The following is a 21,697-nucleotide window of genomic DNA, read 5'->3' as shown; positions in this document are numbered from 1 at the left end:
TCAGTCACGGCGGAAGACAAGGACATAACCGTCCCCCAGCGTGCCGGGGAAGCAGCGCGCGATCTTCAGCTTGGCATCCGGAGGCGGGCTGTCCTGGCAGACGTCGAATCCAGCGCGAAGCCCGGCGTCGGCGGCGTATTGCGGGATGTCCCGCTCCACCCTCGCGGGAAAGCCGACGAGCACAAAGACGGTTCCGGGGGCCTCCATCGCGGCGCGGTATTCGTCGTCGGAATAGACCACCGGCCAGTCCGCGCCGTAATAGGCGACGTTCTGTCCCGCGTAGCCGAGCGCGATGGCCCGATCGCCCGGCTTGCGCGCGCTCTCGACGAAAGCGAAGGCGCCGGCGATGTCCTGCTTGGGAAAGGCGTAGTTGCGTTTGGCAAGCAGGGCCGAGATCAGCACCATGAGGACGACGCCGAGAAGCCAGAGCGCGCGGGCCACCCGCTCTCCGCCCGCGAGGCGGCCGATGATCGTGCACGAAAGGCGCACGCCGGCCACGATGAGGATCATCATGAGCCCGATATCGACGAAGAAGAACCGGGGCCAGATCCGCATTCCAACCGCCATGAGGAGCGCCGTGGTCAAGACGATGTGGAGCGCGACCACCGGCGCGAAGAGCGGTGCCGCGCCATGCAGGCTGATCGCGCCGAGGACGCAGAGGACGAGCACGGCCGCGCCCACCACCGGCACGAGCGGACCTGCGTCGCCGATGCCGGTCCGGATCGCCTCGAACGCGGTCCAGACCGGGTTCTGGTATTCCTTCATCAGGTCCACCGCCGAGCCTTCGGAAACCGTGGACACCGCGTGGAACACGCTTGGCAGGATCGGCAGGTAGACGATAATGGTCAGCAGGCCGCCGATGAGGAAACCGAGGAAGGGAAGCCGGACGACAGGGGCCCGCAGCGTCCCGCGCAGGGCACGCGAAAGGACGACGGCAAGCCAGAGAAATCCGAGCGCCACGAAGAAGAAGGCGCCGGTCAGGTGGGTGAACACGGCCCCCACGAGACAGAGCGCGAAGGCGATCCAGTTGCGCCATTCCGGCGCCTTCATCCCGCGCAGGAAGTAGAGAAGCCCGAGCGTCGAGAAGAGTGCAAGCCCGGTGTAGCCGCGCGCGTTCTGGGAAAACCAGATCTCGTGGTAGCTGAGCGCAAGGAGAAGTGCGGTGACATGGGCGATGGCGGTGCCGGCGACCTCGCGCGCGAGCACCCAGGTCGCCCAGATCGTGGCCACTCCGAAGAGCATCGCCGGGAGCCGCACCGTCCACGGGGCCTCCCCGAAGGCCGCAATCGACAGCTTCACCGCGAAGTTGTGCAGATAGTGGTGGTTCATCGAGTAGCTTTGCAGCATCTCGCCCCAGCGGAAGTGCACATGGGTCACGAGGGTCTGGATCTCGTCGTGCCACATCGGCGCGTCAAGTTTCCAGAGCCGCAGCAGGGTCGCCAGGGCCAGGATGAGGACGAGCCAGAGGATGTCGGTGCGCGAAGCGGATTTCATGGTCATGCCGGCTGGAGGCCGCGTTTTTCGGCGATGATGTCGCCGATGATCTCGGAAAGCGGGCGGTGCGGCCGAAAGCCGATCGTGCGTTCCAGCTTCGACACGTCGGGCAGGCGGCGCGCCATGTCCTCGAAGCCGGCGGGATAGACGTCGGAATAGGGGACGAGCCGGATTGGAGAGGGTGACCCGGTCATCTCGATGACCTTCTCGGCGAGTTCGCGGATCGTCACCTCCTGGTCGTTGGCAACGTTGAAGACCTCGCCCTGCGCCGCCGGCGTCGCCATCAGCCGTACCAGCGCCTCCACCACGTCGGCGACATGGCCGAAGCAGCGCGACTGCTCTCCCGTGCCGTGCACCAGAAGGGGGCGGCCGTCGAGAGCCGCTTGCACGAAGTTCGGCAGCACCATCCCGTAGCGCCCGGTCTGGCGCGGCCCGGTGGTGTTGAAGAAGCGCAGGATCACCGCGGGCAGACCCACTTCGCGGACATATGCCAGTGTCAGGAACTCGTCGAGCTGCTTGGCCGAGGCGTAGGACCAGCGCAGGTTCTTCGTCGCCCCGATGGTCAGGTCGTCGTCCTCGGAGAAGGGAAATTTCATCGCCTTGCCATAGACCTCCGAGGTCGAGGCGACAAAGGTCAGCTTCCGGTCCTTCAGCGCGGCCTTCAGCACATTCTCGGTTCCATTGATATTCGTCAGGATCGAGCGCGAGGGCTCATCCATGATGAGCTTAACGCCGACGGCGGCGGCGAGGTGGAAGACCGTGTCCGCCTCGTCGACGAGGCTCTGGACCAGCGAGGGATCGAGGATCGTGCCGACGACAAGACGGAAACGGTTGCTGCCGACAAGTCCCGCGAGGTTCTCGCGCCGGCCGGTCGAAAGATCGTCAAGGGCGGTGACGGAGTGACCCTCGGCCACGAGGCGTTCGGAAAGATGCGAGCCGATGAAGCCGGCGCCGCCCGTAATGAGTATCTTCATATTGCCTCGCGTGAAATCCCGCCATCCAATCCGGCCGCGATCCTAGCATGGAGGGCCGACCTCGGCCATGCGGATATCCCGACTTGGCGCACGGCCGGAAACAGTTCTGCGGTGCGGCACCCGATGAACCGGGGCCGCGAACACTCGCGCGCGCAGGCGGTCGGTCAGCCGGCGGCGCGACGCAGAATCATTTCGCGCCGAAGTGACCCGACGGCAGGCAATTGGCTCCAAAACCGGACGGCGGATGGGATTGTCCGTCCCGAAGGTACAACATTCCGGACTGGCCATCAGGCATTTGCCTGTCTAAACCGATACGTGCATGTTACCGGAGGTCGGTGTTATTTTGCGGCCGCTTCGGACGCAGTGCTGCGAGTTTGACCATGACGAATGCCTTTTCGCTGTTTTCGTCCCTGAAGGACCGGATCGCCCGCCACGAGGCTCGGATCGCCACCGTGGGGCTCGGCTATGTCGGCCTGCCGCTGGCGCTGACGATCAGCGAGGCTGGGTATCCCACGACCGGGCTCGACCTGAACGAGGCCCGCGTCGCCGCAATCAACGCTGGCGAGCGCGTGATCTCGTACTTTCCCGAGGACCGGATCCGCAACGCGGTGGCCGGCGGCCGGTTTGCGGCGACGCATGACCGGACGTCCCTTGCCGATGTCGACGTGATCCTCATCTGCGTGCCGACGCCCCTGTCGCCGAGGCGCGAGCCCGACCTGAGCCATGTCGTCCGCGCTGCCGAAGGTATCGCCGAATGGCTGCGGCCCGGTCAGCTTGTCGTTCTGGAAAGCACCGTCTGGCCGGGCGCGACGGCGACGGTCGTCAAACCCATTCTCGAAAGCGGCGGACTGCGTGCGGGCGAGGATTTCTTCCTTGCCTTCTCGCCCGAGCGCGAGGATCCGGGCAACCACAAGTTCGACACGCGGTCGATCCCGAAGGTCGTGGGTGCCGATGACGCCCGGTCGCGCGAACTGATCGACCTCTTCTATTCGCAGATCGTGACGAAGACCGTGCCCGTCAGCTCGCTCGCCACGGCCGAGGCGGTGAAGCTCGCCGAGAACAGCTTCCGCACCGTGAACATCGCGCTCGTGAACGAGATGAAGGTGGCGATGGAGGCAATGGGCGTCGATGTTTGGGAGGTCGTGCAGGCAGCCGCCACAAAACCCTTCGGCTACATGCCGTTCTTTCCGGGTCCCGGAATTGGCGGCGACTGCATCCCGGTCTCGCCGGCATACCTTTCGTGGCGGGCAAAGGACGTGGGTTCGGCCATGCCGATCGTCGATCTGGCGCGGACGAACAACGAAAACGCCCCCGACATGATCGCCGGGCGCGTCGCGGTGGAACTGTCGAAGCACTCCAGGGTGCCGGTTACGGGTGCGAGGGTTCTGATCCTCGGCATTGCCTACAAGAAGGACGTCGAGGACACCCGTGTCAGTCCGGCGCTCGCAATCCTCAAGCGGCTTGAGGCGATGGGGGCGACGTGCGACTTCCACGATCCCTATTTCCCCGTGATGCCGTTGACGCGCGACGACCCGGACCTGGCGGGGCGCAGGTCCGTGCCGCTGACGGAAGAGGTCGTGGTCGGCTATGACGCCGTCCTGGTGGCCACCGACCACAGTCTGGTGGACTATGCGCTGGTTGCCCGCGCGGCCCGGCTTCTGCTCGATACGCGCAACGTGTTCGCGGCCCGCGGCATTCTGCCGCCGGCGGGCCGCTTCGTGAAGATATGAGTTTGCCGCGCTGCGGCATCGTGAGTGTTGGAGGAGCGATTCGGATGGTTTTTCTGTTTGCTTTGGTCCGGTCGGCAATTTTCAACCAATGGTTGAGTGCTGGACAGGTCCCGGTTCCGCTGCACGTGCGAAAGGCAACGAAGCGACAGTGAAACGCCGGATTGGTTCCGTTCATGGCGTGCTTGTTACGCCCTGAGGCGAAGATGGTTTTGTCCCTGCGACGCCAGCCTGTATAGTTGTCGCCGTAGGGTGGATTTGAAGTCAGATCGATTTTTTCGGGAACGGTGGTGGTCGGAATGCAGAAGGAAGAGCTTTGTCCCGTCGTGGTGATCGGCGGCGGCCCTGCCGGGCTGACCGCAGCCTACGAGTTGCAGAAACGGTCGGCACGGCACAAGCCGAAGGTCTACGAGGGCGGGACGATGGTCGGTGGCATTTCGCGCACCGAGTCCAACAACGGCTACCGGTTTGACATCGGCGGCCACCGCTTCTTCACGAAGGTGAAGGAGGTCGAAGACATGTGGCACGAGGTGCTGCAGGACGACTTCATCACCGTGCCGCGCCTCAGCCGCATCTACTACCGCGAGAAATTCTTCGACTACCCGCTGAAGCTGATGAACGCGCTCGTCAACATCGGCCCCTACGAGTCGATGCGCATCCTCCTGTCGTATTTCAAGTGGCAGGTCCGTCCCTACAAGAAGGAGGAGAGCTTCGAGGAGTGGGTGATCAACCGCTTCGGCGGGCGGCTCTACATGCACTTCTTCCGCAGCTACACGCAGAAGGTCTGGGGCATCAGTCCGAAGGAAATCCGCGCCGACTGGGCGGCCCAGCGGATCAAGAACCTGTCTCTTTTCAAGGCGGTGTGGAACGCGATCTCGGGTGCGAACGACACGACGAGCCTGATCGAGGAATTCCAGTATCCCCGCCTCGGCCCGGGCATGATGTGGGAACGGACGGCGGAACTGGTGGAGGAGCGGGGCGGCGAGGTGCATCTGCGTTCCGAGGTTGTACGCGTGCACCGCAAGGGCAACCGCGTGACCTCCATCGACGTGAAGCATTGGCACGAGGACGGGCGCGAGCCGGTGGTGGAACGGGTCGAGGGTGAGCACTTCGTCAATACGATGGCGCTGCGCGACCTCATCCACGCCTTCGATCCGCCGCCGCCGCCCGAGGTCGTCGCGGCTGCGGACAAGCTCAAGTACCGCGACTTCCTGATCGTGACGCTGGTTCTCGACCATGCCGACCCGTTCAGGGACAACTGGATCTACATCCATTCGCCGAAGGTGAAAGTCGGACGCATCCAGAACTTCCGCGCCTGGTCGAAGGAGATGCTCCCCGACCAGAACACCGCCTCGATCGGCATGGAGTACTTCTGCCAGCAGGGCGACGGTCTCTGGACCATGTCGGACGACGAGTTGCGCAAGCTCGCCGCGCAGGAGTTGGAACAGCTCGGCCTTGCCAGGGCCTCCGACGTTATCGGCGCGGCGATCATCCGCCAGCCGAAGGCCTATCCGGTCTACGACGGCGAATACCGTGCCGCGCTCGATGTGCTCGAGGACTGGATCCTCGGCCTCGAGAACTTCCAGACCGTCGGCCGCAACGGTCTGCACCGCTACAACAACCAGGACCATTCGATGCTTTCGGCGATGTATGCCGCGCGCAATATCCTGGGTGAGAAGAACGACGTCTGGAACGTCAACGTCGAACGCTCCTACCACGAGGAGTTCGAGGTCAAGAAACCCGCCGGCAGCGTCAAGCCGGCGCTGGCGGCAGAGTGATCGGAAAGCCTCCGCCTCCCCGGGGGTGGCGGAGGGTCTGATCGTCGGCCCGGTGAGCATATGAGCCGGAGGGCCGTCGTCCGCAGGGCATGAGGCCTCATGGGTCGCCGTGCCGCAGGCCCATCGTGCGGGGGGCCGATTCTCCGGAACGGGAATCAATAGCGCAATGTCCGGGCAGGACGGCCGGAGTTTATTTCCGGTTGGTTAACGATGCGCCCGGTGAGACGGCGCATCGTTCATAGCAACCTGTGGTTGTCGGAAAAATGGCGCGTTCGCGGCGCGATTCCGGCGCAATCCCGTCATGTTTCCGACAATTCTGCGCTCAAATATGGGCCTCAGGTCACGAGTTCGAGCGTAAAAAAACCACAATCCGCCCACCTGGAGGCACATTCCCATGACCGATCTCGTCGAGAAAGCCCGCCTTGGCCGCACCAACGCTCTCGCCCATATTTCCGGCGCCGCACGCATGGGCCACGGCTGCGGCCGCGATGCCGTGAGCCGTCACTCGGTTCCCTTCGCCTTCGTGTCCAGCCGCGCGAAGCTGGGCGGCAGGTAATCCCCGCGACGGCCGCTGCAAGCCGTCCTGGGCAAAGGGGCGCGTCCGGGGGACGCGCCCTTTTCCGTTTGAATTCAGGCCTCTGGCCCGTCCTTTCCGGCGTCCGTTGTGACCCCGGTCCTGACCGTGGTGACGAGCGCGGCGAGCGCGCCCATGGCGAGGCGAGGAGAGCGCTACTTCGGACTGCAGGCCGGGCTTCAGCCCGGCCTCCGGCACAACAAGCGGGAGGCGGCAATCCGGCAGCGCCGGTTCTGGAAGCACCATATCCGCGACGAGGCGGATCACGCCGCGCATGTCCGGTATTGCCACATGAACCCGGTGAAGCACGGATTCGTCGAACGACCCGAGGATTGGCCGTATTCGTCGATCCACCGGGAGATCGCGGCGGGGCGATGGTAGGGTGCGTGATTTCACGCACCGATGTTGGCGCAAGGGTAGGATGCGTGATTTCACGCACCAACAATGGCCGGGGGATGGTGTTCGGGTCGGGCAATGGTGCGTGCGAGCACGCACCCTACGGCTTCATTGCAGGTCAATGTCGTCAAACCACGATTGAGCGATTCGCGCGTTTCGGCGTATCCTGTCCCTGCTGGACGGCATGGAGAGGCCGGATGCGCTGGAAAATCGAGGAATATGACGGGCATCGGTTGCTTGGCTCCTATTTGGTTCCAGGAAACTTGGGCCGGACGGGGCTGAATCGAATCCTATGCCAGCTTGCTGCGCGACATTTGAACCCGAAAGAAGTCATCGCGGCCAATCTTAGAAAGGGGATGCGTGGCAAGACCAACCTGCTTGAAGTCAAAGACGACAACGGCGGGTTGCAAGTTGGTGAGAATCCATTCCTGACCGCGCGGAAGGTGGACGAGTAGGTATGCTCACCAGAACGGCGGCTTCCATATTGCTCTTATTGCTCGCGACTACGGCGACTGCACAGTCTTTCTCAAAGGATCGCCTCAGCGATTGGCAATTCAGATTCTATGCCTGCAAGCACGTCATAATGGGTGCCGCGTTTGTCACCCGCGTAATGGATCAGCAACATGTCACGGATCAAGAAGGCATCGACGGCATTGCAGCTCAGTTGGCGCCTTTGCTCGCAAAAGGAATGCTTGAGATTGAGAAGGAATACCAATTCTCTGAGGGCGAAGCGCAGTTCGTGAGTGACCTTACGTTTGCCGTTGTTTCAGGGATGGTAGCCGGGGGATTTGAACTGTCAGACACACAACTCATGAATTCGGGAAGCGATATCTGCATCCACACCATCGATGATATGGCTCAATAAATGAACCTGTTGACACGGCCCTCGGCTTGCGCCGAGAGCGTTCGGCATTGAGGGCCTTCCATTGGAAGGTCGTCCAGGCGCCCCTCACCGCGTAAACTTCTTGTACTTCACCCGCTTCGGCTCGATGCTATCCGGCCCCAACCGCCGGACCTTGTCTTCCTCGTAGGCCTCGAAGTTGCCCTCGAACCATTCGACATGGGCGTCGCCCTCGAAGGCAAGTATATGGGTGCAGAGCCGGTCGAGAAAGAAGCGGTCGTGGGAGATGATGACGGCGCAGCCGGCGAAGTCGTCGAGGGCGGCTTCGAGCGCCTGCAGCGTCTCCACGTCGAGGTCGTTGGTCGGTTCGTCGAGGAGGAGGACGTTGCCGCCGGATTTCAGGAGCTTCGCCATGTGGACGCGGTTCCGCTCGCCGCCCGACAGGAGCCCCACCTTCTTCTGCTGGTCACCGCCCTTGAAGTTGAACGAGGAGCAATAGGCGCGGGAGTTCACGGTGACGTCGCCAAGCTCGATCTGCTCGGCGCCGCCGGAGATTTCCTCCCACACCGTCTTGCCCGCATCCAGCGCGTCGCGGGACTGGTCGACGTAGGACAGCTTCACCGTGTCGCCGTAGCTGACGGTGCCGGCGTCGGGCTTTTCCTGCCCGGTGAGCATGCGGAAGAGCGTGGTCTTGCCGGCGCCGTTCGGGCCGATGACGCCGACGATGCCGCCGGGCGGAAGCGCGAAGGACAGGTCCTCGATCAGCTGCTTGTCGCCCATGTGCTTCTTCAGCCCCTCGACCTCGATCACCTTGCCGCCAAGGCGGGGGCCGTTCGGGATGACGATCTGGGCGCGGGAAAGCTTGTCGCGCTCGGACTGGTCGGCAAGTTCGTTGTAGCGGTCGATCCGGGCCTTCTGCTTGGCCTGCCGCGCCTTGGCGCCGGCGCGGATCCATTCGAGTTCCTTCTCCAGCACCTTCTGGCGCGCCTTGTCCTCGCGCGCTTCCTGTTCGAGGCGCTTGGCCTTCTGTTCGAGCCAGGCGGAATAGTTGCCCTCGTAGGGAATGCCGCGGCCGCGGTCCAGCTCCAGAATCCAGCCGGTGATGTCGTCGAGGAAGTAGCGGTCGTGGGTGACGATGAGGATCGTGCCCCTGTACTCGATGAGGTGCTTCTGGAGCCAGGCGATGGTCTCGGCATCGAGGTGGTTCGTGGGCTCGTCGAGCAGGAGCATGTCGGGCGCTTCAAGGAGGAGCTTGCAGAGTGCCACGCGCCGGCGTTCGCCGCCCGAGAGGGTGTCGACGTCGGCGTCGTCGGGCGGGCAGCGCAGCGCCTCCATCGCGACGTCGATCTGTGAATCGAGGTCCCAGAGGTTCTCGGCGTCGATCTCGTCCTGGAGCTTCGCCATTTCCTCCGCGGTCTCGTCGGAATAGTTCATGGCGAGGTCATTGTAGCGGTCGAGCTTGGCCTGCTTGGCCTTGACGCCCTCCATGACGTTGCCGCGGACATTGAGCGCGGGGTCGAGCTGCGGTTCCTGCGGCAGGTAGCCGACGGTGGCGCCCTTGGCGGCCCAGGCCTCACCCGAGAAGTCCTTGTCGAGGCCGGCCATGACGCGCAGGAGCGTGGACTTGCCCGAGCCGTTGACGCCGACGACGCCGATCTTCACGCCGGGCAGGAAGTTCAGGCGGATGTTCTCGAACACCTTCTTGCCGCCGGGATAGGTCTTGGAGACGCCGTCCATGTGATAGACGTACTGGTAGCTGGCCATCGGGGAAGTCCTTCGGGAAACCGGGTTTGCGCCTGAATACAGAAGCCCGGGGGGCGGGGCAACTAGAGGCGCTTTTCGAAGAAGAGTTGGGCGTAGGGGTCGTCGTTGAAGCGCGGGATTTCGGTCCAGCCGGCCTTCCGATACATCGCGACGGCCTCGGGGAGGGCAGAGTTGGTGTCGAGGCGGAGCGCTGTCATGCCCATATCGCGGGCGGCGGTTTCAATCCGGCTCATCAGGCGGGTGGCGAGGCCATGGCCGCGCACTGAGGGGTCGACCCAGAGGCGTTTGACCTCGCCCCAGGACCCGTGGCCCTTGAGACCGGCGCAAGCGATGGTGTCCGGGCCGCGGCGGGCGATGAGGAAGGTGCCTTTCGGCCGTAACATGTCGGCGGCGTCCGGATCGCGCGAGAGGGTCACGTCGAAACCTCCGGGAAAGCGGCGGGCAAGTTCGGCATAGTAGGCCGCAAGACCGGTGCGTGCGGAAGCACACCGGGGATCGGCCTCGTCTATCGTGATCTCGTCGGTCATGGGGCGAGCGTCGGTCCTGTCGCGCGTGGATGCAAGGGGGGGCGCGATTGCCCCTGAAAAGTGCGCAAGTCCCTTTTCGCCGCCCGCGAAGCGTGGAATGTCTGGCGCGATACGGTTCGAGGATGGGAAGTGCAGGGATTTCCGCTGGCGTACAGGGGCATGACGGTCGGCCTGCTCGGCGGGTCGTTCGACCCTGCGCATGAGGGCCATGCCCACATCACCCGCGAGGCGCTGAAGCGCTTCGCGCTCGACCGGGTGTGGTGGCTGGTCTCGCCCGGCAATCCGCTGAAGGTCAGCGGCCCGGCGCCGATGGCGGAGCGGATCGTGCGGGCGCGGGCCGTGATGGATCATCCGCGCGTTACCATCTCTGACATCGAGGCGCGGCTTGGCACGCGCTACACGGCAGAGACTCTGAGGCGACTCAAGGCGATCTATCCCGGGGTGCGCTTCGTCTGGCTGATGGGGGCGGACAACCTTGCCGAGTTCCACCGCTGGCAGGACTGGGACTGGATCATCGCGAACGTGCCGATCGGGGTTTTCGCGCGGCCCGGCGCGCGGCTGGCGGCGCGGGGCTCGCGCGCGGCGGACGAATATGCACGGTTCCGGATCGATGCCAGCGATGCGGGCGCGCTTGCCCGGATGCGGCCGCCGGTCTGGTGCTTTCTCGACGTGCCGATGATGAAGCATTCCTCCACCGCGATCCGCGCGCGGGGGGAGTGGCGGGCAGGCTGACCTCTTGAAGCGGACCGCCCCATGCGCGAAGGTTCGGAAGGGCGGGCGGAGGCTCTGATGGCAGGGATTTCACGGCGGCATCTTCTGGGCGGTATGGCGGCCGGTCTCGCCGCCGGCTACGGGCTGCCCGCGGCCGCCAACGCCCCGGCGCGGTCGCTCGTCCCGCCGGCGCGGGGCGGGGGGCCTGCGGTCCGCGCGCTTGGCCCTGCGGCGGTGCCGGCCGAGGACCTGATCGAGGCGGCGAAACTTGGCGGCGAGGTCGGCTACGTCGTGGCCGATGCCCGGACGGGGCTTGTCCTCGAGGCGCGCCAGGGCAACCGGCCGATGCCGCCGGCCTCGACGCTCAAGGTCATCACTTCGCTCTATGCGCTGGAGCACCTGGGCGCGGGCTACCGTTTTCCGACACGGCTGATCGCGACGGGGCCGGTCGCGGGCGGCAAGGTCCAGGGCGACCTGATCCTTGCCGGTGGCGGCGATCCGACGCTTTCGACCGACGATCTCGGCGACATGGCGGCGGCACTGAAGTCGCGAGGGATCACCGGCGTCACCGGACGGTTCCGCGTCTGGGGCGGGGCGCTCCCCCACCTTGAGGCCATCGACGAGAGCCAACCGGAGTGGCTTGGCTACAACCCCGCCGTGTCGGGGCTCAACCTCAACTTCAACCGGGTGAACTTCGTCTGGAAGCGGGCCGGAAAGGGCTACGAGGTCGGCATGGACGCCCGCGCCGAACGCTTCGCGCCGCCGGTCTATTCGGCGCGCGTTAGCCTCGCCGAACGCGATCTGCCGGTCTTCAGCTACCGGCGCGGCAAGGTGGAGGAATGGACGGTCGCAACGAAGGCGCTCGGCAAGGGCGGGAGCCGCTGGCTTCCGGTGCGCCGGCCGGAGCTTTACGCCGGCGACGTGTTCCAGACTCTTGCGCGGGCGCAGGGCATTCCGCTGCCGGCGCCGGAGGTGGCCGCGGCGGTGCCCGCCGGCGCGGTTCTGGTGGAAAGGGCGAGTGCTGAGTTGCCCGTCATCCTCCGCGACATGATGAAGTTTTCCACCAATATGACGGCGGAGGCGGTGGGCATGGCGGCTTCGGCCCGGCGCGGGGTGGCAAGCCATGTTGGGTCTGCCCGCGAGATGGCGGCCTGGCTGGGCAAGAGGACGGGGGCGAAGGCGCGCTTCGCTGACCATTCGGGCCTTGCGGGCGCCTCGCGGATATCGCCCGAGGAAATGGTGCGGGCGCTGGTGGCGCTGGGGCCGAGGTCGGGCATCCGGGCGCTGATGAAGGAGTTCGCCTTCCGCGACGAGGCCGGGCGGAAGCTGAAGCAATCCCCGGTGACGGTCGAGGCCAAGACAGGGACGCTCAACTTCGTCTCTACGCTCGTGGGTTACGTGCGCGCGCCGGAGGGAACCGATCTCGCGTTCGCGATCTTCACCGGCGATGTGGCTCGACGGGATTCCATCCCCGACAGCCAGAAGGAGAACGCGCCCGGCGTAGGTGCCTGGGTCAAGCGGTCCAAGCGTCTGCAACAACAGCTGATCGAGCGCTGGGCGGCGGTGTACGGGGCGTGACCGTCAGATCCCGTAGCGGGCGGCGGTGAGGCCCTCGAAGTCGATTTCGGGCTTCCTGCCCATCACGAGGTCCGCGACAGCGCGGCCCGAGCCGCAGGCCATCGTCCAGCCGAGCGTGCCGTGGCCGGTATTGAGGAAGAGGTTGCGGTAGGGCGTCGGGCCGAGGATCGGCGTGCCGTCCGGCGTCATCGGGCGGAGGCCGGTCCAGCCCTCGGCCCGGGACAGGTCGCCGCCCTCGGGGAAGAGATCGCCGACGACATGGCGCACCGTCGCGGTCGCATGCGGCCCGAGGCGGTCGGAATAACCCGCGATCTCGGCCGTGCCGGCGACGCGGATGCGGTCGCCCAGCCGGGTGATCGCGACCTTGTGGGTCTCGTCCATGATCGTCGATTGCGGCGCCCTGGCGTCGTCGGTGACCGGCAGCGTGACCGAATAGCCCTTGACCGGATAGACCGGCAGGCGGATGTCTATCGGACCGAGGAGCTTCGGACCGAAGGATCCGAGCGCGGAGACATAGGCATCGCCCTCGACCCGGCCGAGATCCTCGGTCATCACGCCCAGCACCCTGTCGCCCTTGACCTGGATCGTGCGGATGCGCTGCCCGTAGTGAAATTCCGCGCCAAGCGCGGCGGTCTTTTCGGCCAGCGCCATGGTGAACATGCGGCAATCGCCGGTGCGGTCGGCAGTCAGCCTCAGGCCGCCCACGAACTTGTCGCGCACGAGGGCGAGGGCGGGTTCGACCTCGATGCAGCCGTCGCGGTCCAGCACCTCGTAGGGGCTGTCGAAATCGGCGAGGATCGTCTGGTCGGCCTTCGACGCCTTGAGCTGCTTCTCGGTGCGGAAAAGCTGGAGCGTGCCCTTTTCGCGCAGGTCGAATTCGATGCCGGTATCGGCGATCAACTCGGGCAGCACGTCGCGCGAATAATTGGAAATGCGGACCATGCGCGACTTGTTGAGCCGGTACGCGTCCTCGGTGCAGTTCGTCAGCATCTCCGCCCCCCAGCGCCACATGCGCGGGCTTATGAGCGGCCAGATGAAGAGCGGGCGGCGTTTCATGAAGAGCCATTTCAGCGCCTTCGTCGGCACGCCAGGAGCGGCCCAGGGCGAGGTCATGCCGTAGCTGAGCTCGCCCGCGTTGGCGTAGCTCGTCTCCATCCCCGGGCCGGGCTGGCGGTCGAGCACCGTGACTTCGGCGCCCTGGCGGACGAGGTAGTAAGCGGTGGTGACGCCGATCACCCCGGCGCCCATGACGACGACTTTCATGTGGTTGCCCCGCTGTCCCCTTCGCGCTCCCCAGCATGGGCGCAGCACGCGCCCGTGGCAATCCCCGATGTCGGGCGGGCGAGCCGTCTCCGGCAGCGTTCAGACCGGAAAGGGGCCGCGCCAATAAACGGGCGCAGCCCTTCCACTCCTTTCGCGGCCCTGGGCCGTATCACGAACTGGTGCCCGGAGGCACGGGTTCTTCTTCCATCCAGAACGTCCCCGATGCCATGACGCAGGCGGTGCCGCTCGGCAGCACGACGAGCATCGTCCAGCTTCCGGTTTCGCTCGACCGCCAGATTTCGAAAAGCCGGGTCGCGTTTTGCAGACCGCGGGTCGTGACGGTTTCGCCATACTGCGACTGAGGCGTCTTCGAAATCGTGTCATGCGATCCGTAGGCAGTGTGCTGGGCCCGGGCCGGTGGCGCCCTTGCGGCAAGTCCCAAGACAAGACAGGAAGCGATGAGCCGAATCCACATGGTGTTCTCCATTCCTGTGAACCAGGGCCGGAGGCATTCAGGATCCCCGGCCCTGTCCGCGGAGACCTCTTCGCGTGACAGGGATACGGGGCGCGGGGACCCGCCCCGGCATGGGTTTGCCGGGAAGTTGAACGGGCTTGAGGACGGGTGAGACGACGGCCGGCCGTCGTCAGCCTCACAGCACCAGATGCCGCGCCCGGGCGCCGCGTTCGATGGCGGCTGCGGCGAGGCGGTCGATCGTCAGTTCGTGGCGGATCTCCTCAAGCAGCCTGAGTTCACTCTGGCCGAGCGTGCCGTCGGCCGCGGCCACATCGCAGGCGAGCGCGTAGGCGGTTTCCCAGAGCCGTTCGGGCAGCGCCTCGCGCGCCATGGCAAAGAGGGTGTCGAGCCCGTCATCCTCTTCCATCAGCCGGTAGACGGTCTCGGCGACCTCCTTCACCGCGTCCATGTCATAGTTCGCGAAGATCGGCAGGTGGTTCACCTGCCGCTCGATGGCGACAAGTTCGGCAGTGCGGATCGTCTCGTCGGAGACCGAGACCGTGACCATGATCGCGACGAGCGCGTCCTGGGCGGAGAAGGCGGGGAGCGTATGGGTCACGGGGTTTCGTCCTTCGCTGGTTCGGCGGGCAAATTATTGACGATACGGCCCCCTTTCAATAGGGACGGGGCTTGCGGCACGTCGGGTGCCGCCTTTCGGAAAGCACCTGAGATGACTTCGCTGCGCGATGCCGCCATGAACTCCAAAGCCTGGCCTTTCGAGGAAGCGCGCCGCGTGCTGAAACGTTACGAGAAGGCGCCGCCCGAGAAGGGCTATGTGCTCTTCGAGACGGGCTATGGCCCCTCCGGCCTGCCGCATATCGGCACCTTCGGCGAGGTCCAGCGGACGACGATGATCCGCCGCGCCTTCGAGATCATCTCGGACATCCCGACGAAGCTGATCTGCTTCTCGGACGACTTGGACGGGATGCGCAAGGTGCCGGAGAACGTGCCGCAGCAGGAGATGCTGAAGGCCAACCTGCAACGGCCGCTGACCGCCGTTCCCGACCCCTTCGGCGAGTATCCGAGCTTCGGCGACCACAACAATGCGATGCTGCGGCGGTTCCTCGATACCTTCGGCTTCGAATACGAGTTCTACTCGGCAACCGAATTCTACAAGTCCGGCCGGTTCGACGACACGCTGCGGCTGGCTTGCGAACGCTATGACGCGATCATGGAGATCATGCTGGCGAGCCTCAGGGAAGAACGGCAGCAGACCTATTCCTGCTTCCTGCCGATCCACCCCGAGACGGGGCGGGTGCTCTATGTGCCGATCAAGAACGTCGACCCGAAAGAGCATACGGTCACCTTCGACGACGAGACGGGCCGGGAATGGACGCTGCCGGTCACCGGGGGCCGTGTGAAGCTGCAATGGAAGCCCGATTTCGGCGCGCGCTGGGCCGCGCTCGGCGTCGATTTCGAGATGTATGGCAAGGATCATTCGACCAACACGCCGATCTACGACGGCATCTGCGAGGTGCTGGGCGGCCGGAAGCCCGAGCATTTCACCTATGAGCTGTTCCTCGACGAGCAGGGCCAGAAGATCTCGAAGTCGAAAGGCAACGGGCTGACGATCGACGAATGGCTGACCTATGCCTCGACGGAGTCTCTGGGCTATTTCATGTACCAGAAGCCGAAGACGGCGAAGCGGCTCTGGTGGGACGTGATCCCGAAGGCGGTGGACGAATATCACCAGCAACTCAGGGCGTTTCCCGAGCAGGATGCGGCGGCAAAGCTCGCAAACCCGGTGTGGCACATCCATGGCGGCACACCGCCGGCATCGGACATGGTGGTGCCCTTCGCAATGCTCCTGAACCTTGCGAGTGTGGCCGGGGCGAAGGACAAATCCGGTCTCTGGGGCTTCATCAGGCGCTACGCGCCCGATGCAACGCCGGAACGCAATCCGCAGCTCGATCAGGCCGCCGAGTTCGCGGTGCGGTATTTCAACGACCATGTCGCGCCGACGCGCGTCTTCCGCGCGCCGACGGACAAGGAGCGCGCGGCGATGGAGGACCTTATCGCGCGCCTCAAGGTCTGGGACGGCGGGCTTGACGCCGAGACGTTGCAGACGATGGTCTTCGCGGTCGGCAAGGACAATGGGTTCGAACCGCTGAGGGATTGGTTCACGGCGCTCTACGAAGTGCTGTTGGGCGCGAGCCAGGGTCCGCGCTTCGGCGGGTTCATCGCGCTTTACGGTATCGACGAGACGGTGCGGCTGATCGAGCGTGCGCTCGCCTATGCCGCCTGACGCGCGTCGTTTTGCGGCCTGACGCTCACGCCTCCCGCCAGATGTCCCACCAGCCGCGCCAGCGGCAGGAAAGGCCCCCGGCAGGCTCGCTGAGGAAGGGGCGGCCGAGGGCCCGGGCATCGGCGAGAAGACGCGCCTCTTCGTCCCGGGCCGCCGCGCGGATCTCGGCCGCCTCCGGCAGCGCGGCGAGCGCCTCGGCGAGATAGGCGAGGTCACGGGCGTCGCCGAGTGTTTCGCCGAGTGTCTCGGCCGCGGCCATGTGATGCGTCATCATCTCCGGCCAGATCGGCTGCAGGATGCGCGCGTGATACCAGTGGTCCTTCACGCGCTTGCGCCAGAGATGGAGCGCCTCGCCGGAAGGCTCGGTCTCGGCAGCGCGCATCGCCTTCTGCGCGGCGGTCCACGATCGTTCAAGCCCCTTTTCGAAGGCTTCGAAGCCCGCCTCCGCCACCTTCCACTTGCGGGCGCGCCCGGCGACTTCGGCGATTGCCTCGGCATGGGCCTTCAGAACGGCGTCGGGGTCGCGGGCGGCGATCGGGGCGGCGATCACCCGGTCGCGGAGCGCGGCAAGCGCCTCGGGCGGCATGTAGACGCGAGTGGCCACATTGTCGAAGCTCTGTGCGAGCACGTCGGCGTCGCGCAGGTCGGAGAGCATCCTGCCGGCATCGCGCAGCGCGGCATTCTCCCTGGCATAGGCGTCGAACCCCGGCCGGACGAGACGCAGGAGCGCGCGCGTCTTCTTAACGTTCTTGCGCAGTTCGTGGATCAATGCAACGCGCGGCATCCGGTCGGCATCGACCAGTGCCACCGAGTCCTCCAGACGTTCGCGCGCGATCCGGCGCAGGGCCTTCGTGGCCGACCGGTCCTTCGGGGTGATGCTGTAGGCCATGGGTCACTGTCCCGAAGCGTGGCGTGTCGCGCGCCAATAGAGATACGGATTGTGACACCGCGATGACAGGCCCGCCGCGCCGGGCAGCGTACGCCGGTGCAAGGCGACGGTAGGGCTTTCGGGGTAGTTCTGCCCTCGGGTCCCGCGTGGGCCGCCACTATCCCGGACGAGCGGACCTTTCCACGGCGCCGGGGGCGGCGCCATGCCGCCCCCCGTGGGCGCAGGGGGGGGCCGCTTCGGCGGGGCCTGAAACGGACAAGGGGTTTTCCGCAATGAATAAGGCGATCACCGACGGGCTGATCTTCATGCCGCCCGCCTTCGAGATGGGGCTCGACGTCTGGTCGAGCGGCGACGGCACGCCCGGGTCGCCGACCTATGCCGGTTCGCCCAATGCCGCGCTTGTGCCGGCCGACCAGGACTTCTCGGGCTGCCTCGAACTGATCAAGACCACGAGTACGGTGAAGTTGCGCCACATGGGCGACACGCCGATCCTGCCGGGCTGCTACCTGCGAATCCGCGCCCGTGTAAAGGCGATGAGCGGCAACCTTCCCGCCGTGCGCATCGCCGCCTGGGCGGGCGGCGCGGGCAATGCCCATGTGGCGGGCGTGGTCGAGGCCGGGCCCACCGTCCAACTCACCGCCTATGGCAAGGTCGAGACGGTGGAGGCCATCGTCGGCACCGGCGCCCGCGGCGGCGTCGACATGAGCTGGGGCACCGCCGCGCTATTCGGGCATTTCGGGCTCGACCTCACCGGGCTGAACGGCGGCGTGGTGCGGATCGACGACATCGAGATCGAGGACGTGACCTCGGTCTTCCTGCGCGACCTGATCGACTGGGTCGATGTGCGCGATTACGGCGCGACGGGCAACGGTGTCACCAACGACTCGGCCGCCTTCGAGGCGGCCGATGCCGCGGCGTTCGCGTCGGGTCGCTCGGTCCTCGTCTCGGCCGGGACCTATCTTCTGGACGCCGACGTGACCTTCGAGGCTCCCGCCCGGTTCGAAGGCACGGTGACGATGCCGGTCAACCGGCGCCTGTCGCTGACGCGCAGCTTCGACCTTCCTACCTATGCCGCGGCGTTCGGCAGCGAGGAGGAGGGCTTCAAGCGGGCATTCCAGGCGCTGCTGAACTTCGTCGATCACGATTCGCTCGACCTCTGCGGGCGGCGGGTCGAGGTGACGGCGCCGATCGACATGCAGGCGGCGGTGAACAACAAGACGAGTTTCGCCACCCGTCGCGTCATAAGGAACGGTCAGCTCGATGTCGTGGACGGCCCGGCCTGGGCACCTACCATCGTCACGTCTCAGGCGAGTTACAACCCGGCGAATGAGAAGGTGCTGTCCGGAGTCGTGAACATCGCCAACGTCCCGGTGGGATCGCAGGTCACCGGCACGGGCGTCGGACGCGAGGTCTATGTGACGGCGGTGAACCTCGGGGCGGGTACGCTGACGCTCAGCCAGCCGCTCTACGGCGCATCGGGGACGCAGGTCTACACCTTCACCCGCTTCAAGTACGTGCTCGACTTCGCCGGGTTCTCGGCACTCTCGAAGATGATCCTGTCGGAGGTGGAGATCCAGTGCAACGGCTATGCCAGCGGGATCATGCTGCCAGTCTCCGGCTCTCTCTTCCAGCTCCGCGACTGTTTCATCACCCGGCCGAAGAACCGCGGCATTACCTCCATCGGCGACGGCTGCCAGGGGATGCTGATCGACCGCTGCAACTTCGCCTCCGACGAAAGCGGGCTGAGGTCGCAGGACCGAATTTCGATTGCGCTCAACGCCAATGCCAACGACGTCAAGATCCGTGACTGTAGGGCGCAGCAGTTCCGTCACTTCGCCGTCCTCGGCGGCAATGGCAACCTGATCGTCGGCAACCACTGGTTCCAGGGGGATACCGAGGTGGACGGGTTGCGGCTGCCGGGGCTGATCATCGCGGGCACCGACGTCAAGACGACAATCACCGGCAACTACATCGACAACTGCTCCATCGAGTGGACGAACGAATACGAGAGCGACCCGAGCTTCGCCAACCAGTACTCCTTTGGCGGACTGACCGTGACCGGCAACACCTTCACCGCGAGCGACGTGGCGCCCTGGTTCGCCTTTCTGGTCGTGAAGCCCTACGGGCCGGGGCATTTCCTCAGGGGTGTCAACATCTCGGGCAACGTGTTCAAGGCGTTGCAGGGGGCAATCGACCGCGTGGACGCGGTGGATACGACCTTTGCGCCGCTCACCTGCAACAGCATGCGGAACGTGACCGTGGAGGCGAATTCCTTCACTGCCGTCACGCAGCCGATCGCCAACCCGGTGTTCCTGCCGTTCGACCAGACGACGGCGGCGACGGTCTGGACGGTGAACCCTGGGCCCTACCTTCCTTTCGGCGGCTGGGCGCGGAACGTGGAATCGCTTGTGGCCGAGGGGATGATCGCCGGACCGGCGAACGAAAGGCGCGGCGACATGCCCTATGTCGAGGTGGAGCAGGGCGCCGCCAAGCAGAACGTCACAGTCAACTGGGCGGCGGCATCCAAGGGGCGCATCCATCTCAAGGTGCGCATGGACAACCCCGACTGATGCCATCCGGCGCCGCGATCGCGGGCGGGCGGGAGTTCCCGCCCGTCCCCATCTCTAGAGGGGCGGTGGCGGCGGCACGGCCGAGAGGATCTCGGCCCAGAGCAGCCGCCGGTCCACAGGCTTCGACACGAAGCCGTCGATCCCGAGCGCGAGATAGTAGTCACGCTTCAGTGCGATCGCGTCTGCCGTCAGCGCCACCACGGGGACGGACGCCCAGGGTGTTTCGGCCGCACGGATTTCGCGGAAGGTGGCCTCGCCGTCCATGTCCGGCATGTTCATGTCGAGAAGCACGAGGTCGAACTCGCCCTCCGCCAGCCGGCTGAGCGCGTCCTCGCCCCCGGCGGCCTCCTCGGCCTCGATGCGCAGGGAGCGAAGCATCTGGACGACGACAAAGCGGTTCGTGGCGATGTCGTCCACGACGAGCGCGCGCAGCCGGCCGTAGACGGCTTCGGCGCCGGTTCCGGGCGGGTCGGGGATGGCGACGAAGGGAAGCTCGATGCGCGCGACGGGGCTGCCGTCGGGCGCCCGGATCACCGAGGCGCGGGCGCCCATAACCTCGGCCACGCTGTGCACGAGCGTGAGCGCAAGAGACTGTTCTGCCGCCGGGTCCGCGGCGTCTTCGCGGAGGGGATCGGGGCGGCGCCCCGCTATCGTTAGCCTGAGCCGGTCGCGGCGCCCCGGCGCGAGGGCGCAGCGGAGGTCCACGGCCGCCGGGCTGCCGGCCGGAAGCCCGTTCAGGACGACGGCGGTCAGATGGGTGAGGCACTTGCGCAGGAGGATCGGGTCGAACCGGCCGAATTCCGGCACCTCCGGCGCGATCTCCACGGTGATCTCGGGCTCCCGCGGCGCATCGAGTGGCAGCGGCAGCGACGCGATCACCTCCAGTTCGGAGCGGATGACCGCCGTCACCGGGCGGAACTTCATCCGCCCCTCGGTCGCGGAGGCGAGGTCGATCACGTCCTCCACCATCGTCCGCATCGTGCGCGCGGCTGTCTCGATCGCCGCCGCGTGTCCGCGCGCCTGCGCCGGATCGCCCTCGGTTGCCAGCAGCTGGCTGTGGCCGAGGATCGCGTTGAGCGGTGTGCGGACCTCGTGACTCATTGCCGAGAGGAAGCTTGACTTGGCCTGGCTCGCGGCACTTGCCTCCGCCGTCGCGGCGATCAGATCGGCCTGCATCCGGTGGTTCTGCGCCAGCGCGGAGCCGAAGTAGCCGAGCAGGACGATGACGGCGGCCACAGCGAGCGCGGTCCGGTAATCGATAACCGGGTCAAAGAGATACTGGAGCGGCAGCCAGAGAAGCGCGGTCGCCGCCGGCAGGCCGGAGGAGAGGCCGAAGGCGAGGTGCGTGGATCGCACGACCGAGACGCTGAGCAACGCGCCGACGAGCGCCAGGACCCCCGTGAACTTCACGAGCGGCTCCGGGTCGAGCCAGACGAAGAGCGCCGGCAGGCAGTAGGCCGTCATTCCGGCCGCGGCGTTGGCGAGGATCGCCGTGCGCCGCGCGGGCCGCGCCTCCTCGACATAGGCGCACATGAGCCGGCGCTGCATCACCTCGGTGCCGACGACGGCGAGATAGCTGAGAAAGACCGCCCAGAACGGCAGGAAGAACGTGAATACGACGCAGGTGAGGAATACTCCGAGCTGGCGCGACACGAGATCGGCCTCAAGCCGGCGCCGCTGGCGCTCGATTTCGTCCTGCCAGGTCGTCCGGTCGGTCATCGCCCTTCGCCGCAAGAACTAACGCAAACCAATTGACACTGCACAATTTCCGGCCGCCTGCCGGTTGCCGCTTCAGTCCACCATAAGGTCATTCGTAGCAAGTGCATAGGCTTTCCCGAAGCCCGCGTTGAGA

At 65.8% G+C, this 21,697-nt stretch carries 19 protein-coding genes; 10 read left to right on the top strand and 9 right to left on the bottom strand.

What is annotated here, in order from left to right; genetic code table 11:
• The gene (locus ACMUOO_RS06230; protein WP_413854942.1) at positions 1 to 1,494 is read right to left on the bottom strand and encodes a glycosyltransferase family 39 protein; all 1,494 of its coding nucleotides are present in this window, start codon (positions 1,492 to 1,494) and stop codon (positions 1 to 3) included.
• A 2-nt stretch (positions 1,495 to 1,496) separates the two neighbouring features.
• A complete protein-coding gene (locus tag ACMUOO_RS06225) occupies positions 1,497 to 2,468 on the bottom strand; it encodes an NAD-dependent epimerase/dehydratase family protein (protein ID WP_301918456.1) in 972 nt (323 codons plus the stop codon).
• 380 nt (positions 2,469 to 2,848) lie between these two features.
• Here ACMUOO_RS06225 and ACMUOO_RS06220 point away from each other — a divergent pair, with 380 nt between their 5' ends.
• The 6 genes from ACMUOO_RS06220 (at position 2,849) to ACMUOO_RS06195 (ending at position 7,808) form a co-directional block, all read left to right on the top strand.
• Positions 2,849 to 4,198 (top strand): nucleotide sugar dehydrogenase, encoded by a 1,350-nt coding sequence (locus ACMUOO_RS06220; RefSeq protein WP_301918457.1) that lies wholly within the window; start codon positions 2,849 to 2,851, stop codon positions 4,196 to 4,198.
• Positions 4,199 to 4,494: 296 nt separating this feature from the next.
• The gene (locus ACMUOO_RS06215) at positions 4,495 to 5,973 is read left to right on the top strand and encodes an NAD(P)/FAD-dependent oxidoreductase (protein ID WP_301918458.1); all 1,479 of its coding nucleotides are present in this window, start codon (positions 4,495 to 4,497) and stop codon (positions 5,971 to 5,973) included.
• A gap of 394 nt (positions 5,974 to 6,367) precedes the next feature.
• Positions 6,368 to 6,529, top strand: a complete 162-nt coding sequence (locus ACMUOO_RS06210; protein ID WP_301918459.1) for a hypothetical protein — start codon at positions 6,368 to 6,370, stop codon at positions 6,527 to 6,529.
• 108 nt (positions 6,530 to 6,637) lie between these two features.
• Positions 6,638 to 6,928 carry a transposase gene (locus tag ACMUOO_RS06205; protein ID WP_367891197.1) on the top strand — a complete coding sequence of 97 codons (291 nt, stop codon included), beginning with the start codon at positions 6,638 to 6,640 and terminating at the stop codon, positions 6,926 to 6,928.
• A gap of 212 nt (positions 6,929 to 7,140) precedes the next feature.
• Complete coding sequence (locus ACMUOO_RS06200) at positions 7,141 to 7,398, top strand: hypothetical protein (protein WP_413854941.1); 258 nt, start codon at positions 7,141 to 7,143, stop codon at positions 7,396 to 7,398.
• Between the two features lie 2 nt (positions 7,399 to 7,400).
• Positions 7,401 to 7,808, top strand: a complete 408-nt coding sequence (locus tag ACMUOO_RS06195) for a hypothetical protein (protein ID WP_301918461.1) — start codon at positions 7,401 to 7,403, stop codon at positions 7,806 to 7,808.
• Between the two features lie 84 nt (positions 7,809 to 7,892).
• Here ACMUOO_RS06195 and ettA read toward each other — a convergent pair whose 3' ends face one another.
• A complete protein-coding gene (gene ettA, locus ACMUOO_RS06190; protein ID WP_413854940.1) occupies positions 7,893 to 9,548 on the bottom strand; it encodes an energy-dependent translational throttle protein EttA in 1,656 nt (551 codons plus the stop codon).
• Between the two features lie 62 nt (positions 9,549 to 9,610).
• Positions 9,611 to 10,075: a GNAT family N-acetyltransferase gene (locus tag ACMUOO_RS06185; protein WP_301917852.1), complete on the bottom strand. Its 465-nt coding sequence runs from the start codon at positions 10,073 to 10,075 to the stop codon at positions 9,611 to 9,613.
• A gap of 129 nt (positions 10,076 to 10,204) precedes the next feature.
• Between ACMUOO_RS06185 and ACMUOO_RS06180 the strand changes: the two genes are divergently transcribed.
• Both ACMUOO_RS06180 and ACMUOO_RS06175 read left to right on the top strand, forming a co-directional pair.
• Entirely contained in the window at positions 10,205 to 10,807 is a 603-nt protein-coding gene (locus ACMUOO_RS06180) for a nicotinate-nucleotide adenylyltransferase (RefSeq protein WP_301917853.1), read from the top strand.
• Between the two features lie 57 nt (positions 10,808 to 10,864).
• The gene (locus tag ACMUOO_RS06175; RefSeq protein ID WP_301917854.1) at positions 10,865 to 12,364 is read left to right on the top strand and encodes a D-alanyl-D-alanine carboxypeptidase/D-alanyl-D-alanine-endopeptidase; all 1,500 of its coding nucleotides are present in this window, start codon (positions 10,865 to 10,867) and stop codon (positions 12,362 to 12,364) included.
• Between the two features lie 3 nt (positions 12,365 to 12,367).
• Here ACMUOO_RS06175 and ACMUOO_RS06170 read toward each other — a convergent pair whose 3' ends face one another.
• From ACMUOO_RS06170 to ACMUOO_RS06160, 3 genes are all read right to left on the bottom strand, one after another.
• Positions 12,368 to 13,672, bottom strand: coding sequence for a D-amino acid dehydrogenase (locus tag ACMUOO_RS06170; RefSeq protein WP_413854945.1), 1,305 nt, complete (start codon positions 13,670 to 13,672; stop codon positions 12,368 to 12,370).
• Between the two features lie 124 nt (positions 13,673 to 13,796).
• Positions 13,797 to 14,102, bottom strand: coding sequence for a hypothetical protein (locus ACMUOO_RS06165; RefSeq protein WP_301917856.1), 306 nt, complete (start codon positions 14,100 to 14,102; stop codon positions 13,797 to 13,799).
• A 175-nt stretch (positions 14,103 to 14,277) separates the two neighbouring features.
• Positions 14,278 to 14,700 carry a tellurite resistance TerB family protein gene (locus ACMUOO_RS06160; RefSeq protein WP_301917857.1) on the bottom strand — a complete coding sequence of 141 codons (423 nt, stop codon included), beginning with the start codon at positions 14,698 to 14,700 and terminating at the stop codon, positions 14,278 to 14,280.
• 111 nt (positions 14,701 to 14,811) lie between these two features.
• On the opposite strand from ACMUOO_RS06160, the gene ACMUOO_RS06155 reads away from it, so the two are divergent.
• Complete coding sequence (locus ACMUOO_RS06155; RefSeq protein ID WP_301917858.1) at positions 14,812 to 16,386, top strand: lysine--tRNA ligase; 1,575 nt, start codon at positions 14,812 to 14,814, stop codon at positions 16,384 to 16,386.
• A gap of 25 nt (positions 16,387 to 16,411) precedes the next feature.
• On the opposite strand, the gene ACMUOO_RS06150 is transcribed toward ACMUOO_RS06155, so the two are convergent.
• Entirely contained in the window at positions 16,412 to 17,275 is an 864-nt protein-coding gene (locus tag ACMUOO_RS06150) for a CHAD domain-containing protein (RefSeq protein WP_413854939.1), read from the bottom strand.
• 272 nt (positions 17,276 to 17,547) lie between these two features.
• On the opposite strand from ACMUOO_RS06150, the gene ACMUOO_RS06145 reads away from it, so the two are divergent.
• Positions 17,548 to 19,845, top strand: coding sequence for a glycosyl hydrolase family 28-related protein (locus ACMUOO_RS06145; protein WP_301917860.1), 2,298 nt, complete (start codon positions 17,548 to 17,550; stop codon positions 19,843 to 19,845).
• Between the two features lie 54 nt (positions 19,846 to 19,899).
• Here ACMUOO_RS06145 and ACMUOO_RS06140 read toward each other — a convergent pair whose 3' ends face one another.
• The gene (locus ACMUOO_RS06140) at positions 19,900 to 21,564 is read right to left on the bottom strand and encodes a response regulator (protein ID WP_301917861.1); all 1,665 of its coding nucleotides are present in this window, start codon (positions 21,562 to 21,564) and stop codon (positions 19,900 to 19,902) included.
• Positions 21,565 to 21,697: the final 133 nt, after the last annotated feature.

Origin of the sequence: Albidovulum sp. (genome assembly GCF_041919395.1) — a bacterium.
Classification (GTDB): Bacteria; Pseudomonadota; Alphaproteobacteria; order Rhodobacterales; family Rhodobacteraceae; genus Albidovulum.
Note: the sequence above shows the minus strand (reverse complement) of the source record. Positions and strands in the feature narration are given on the sequence as shown.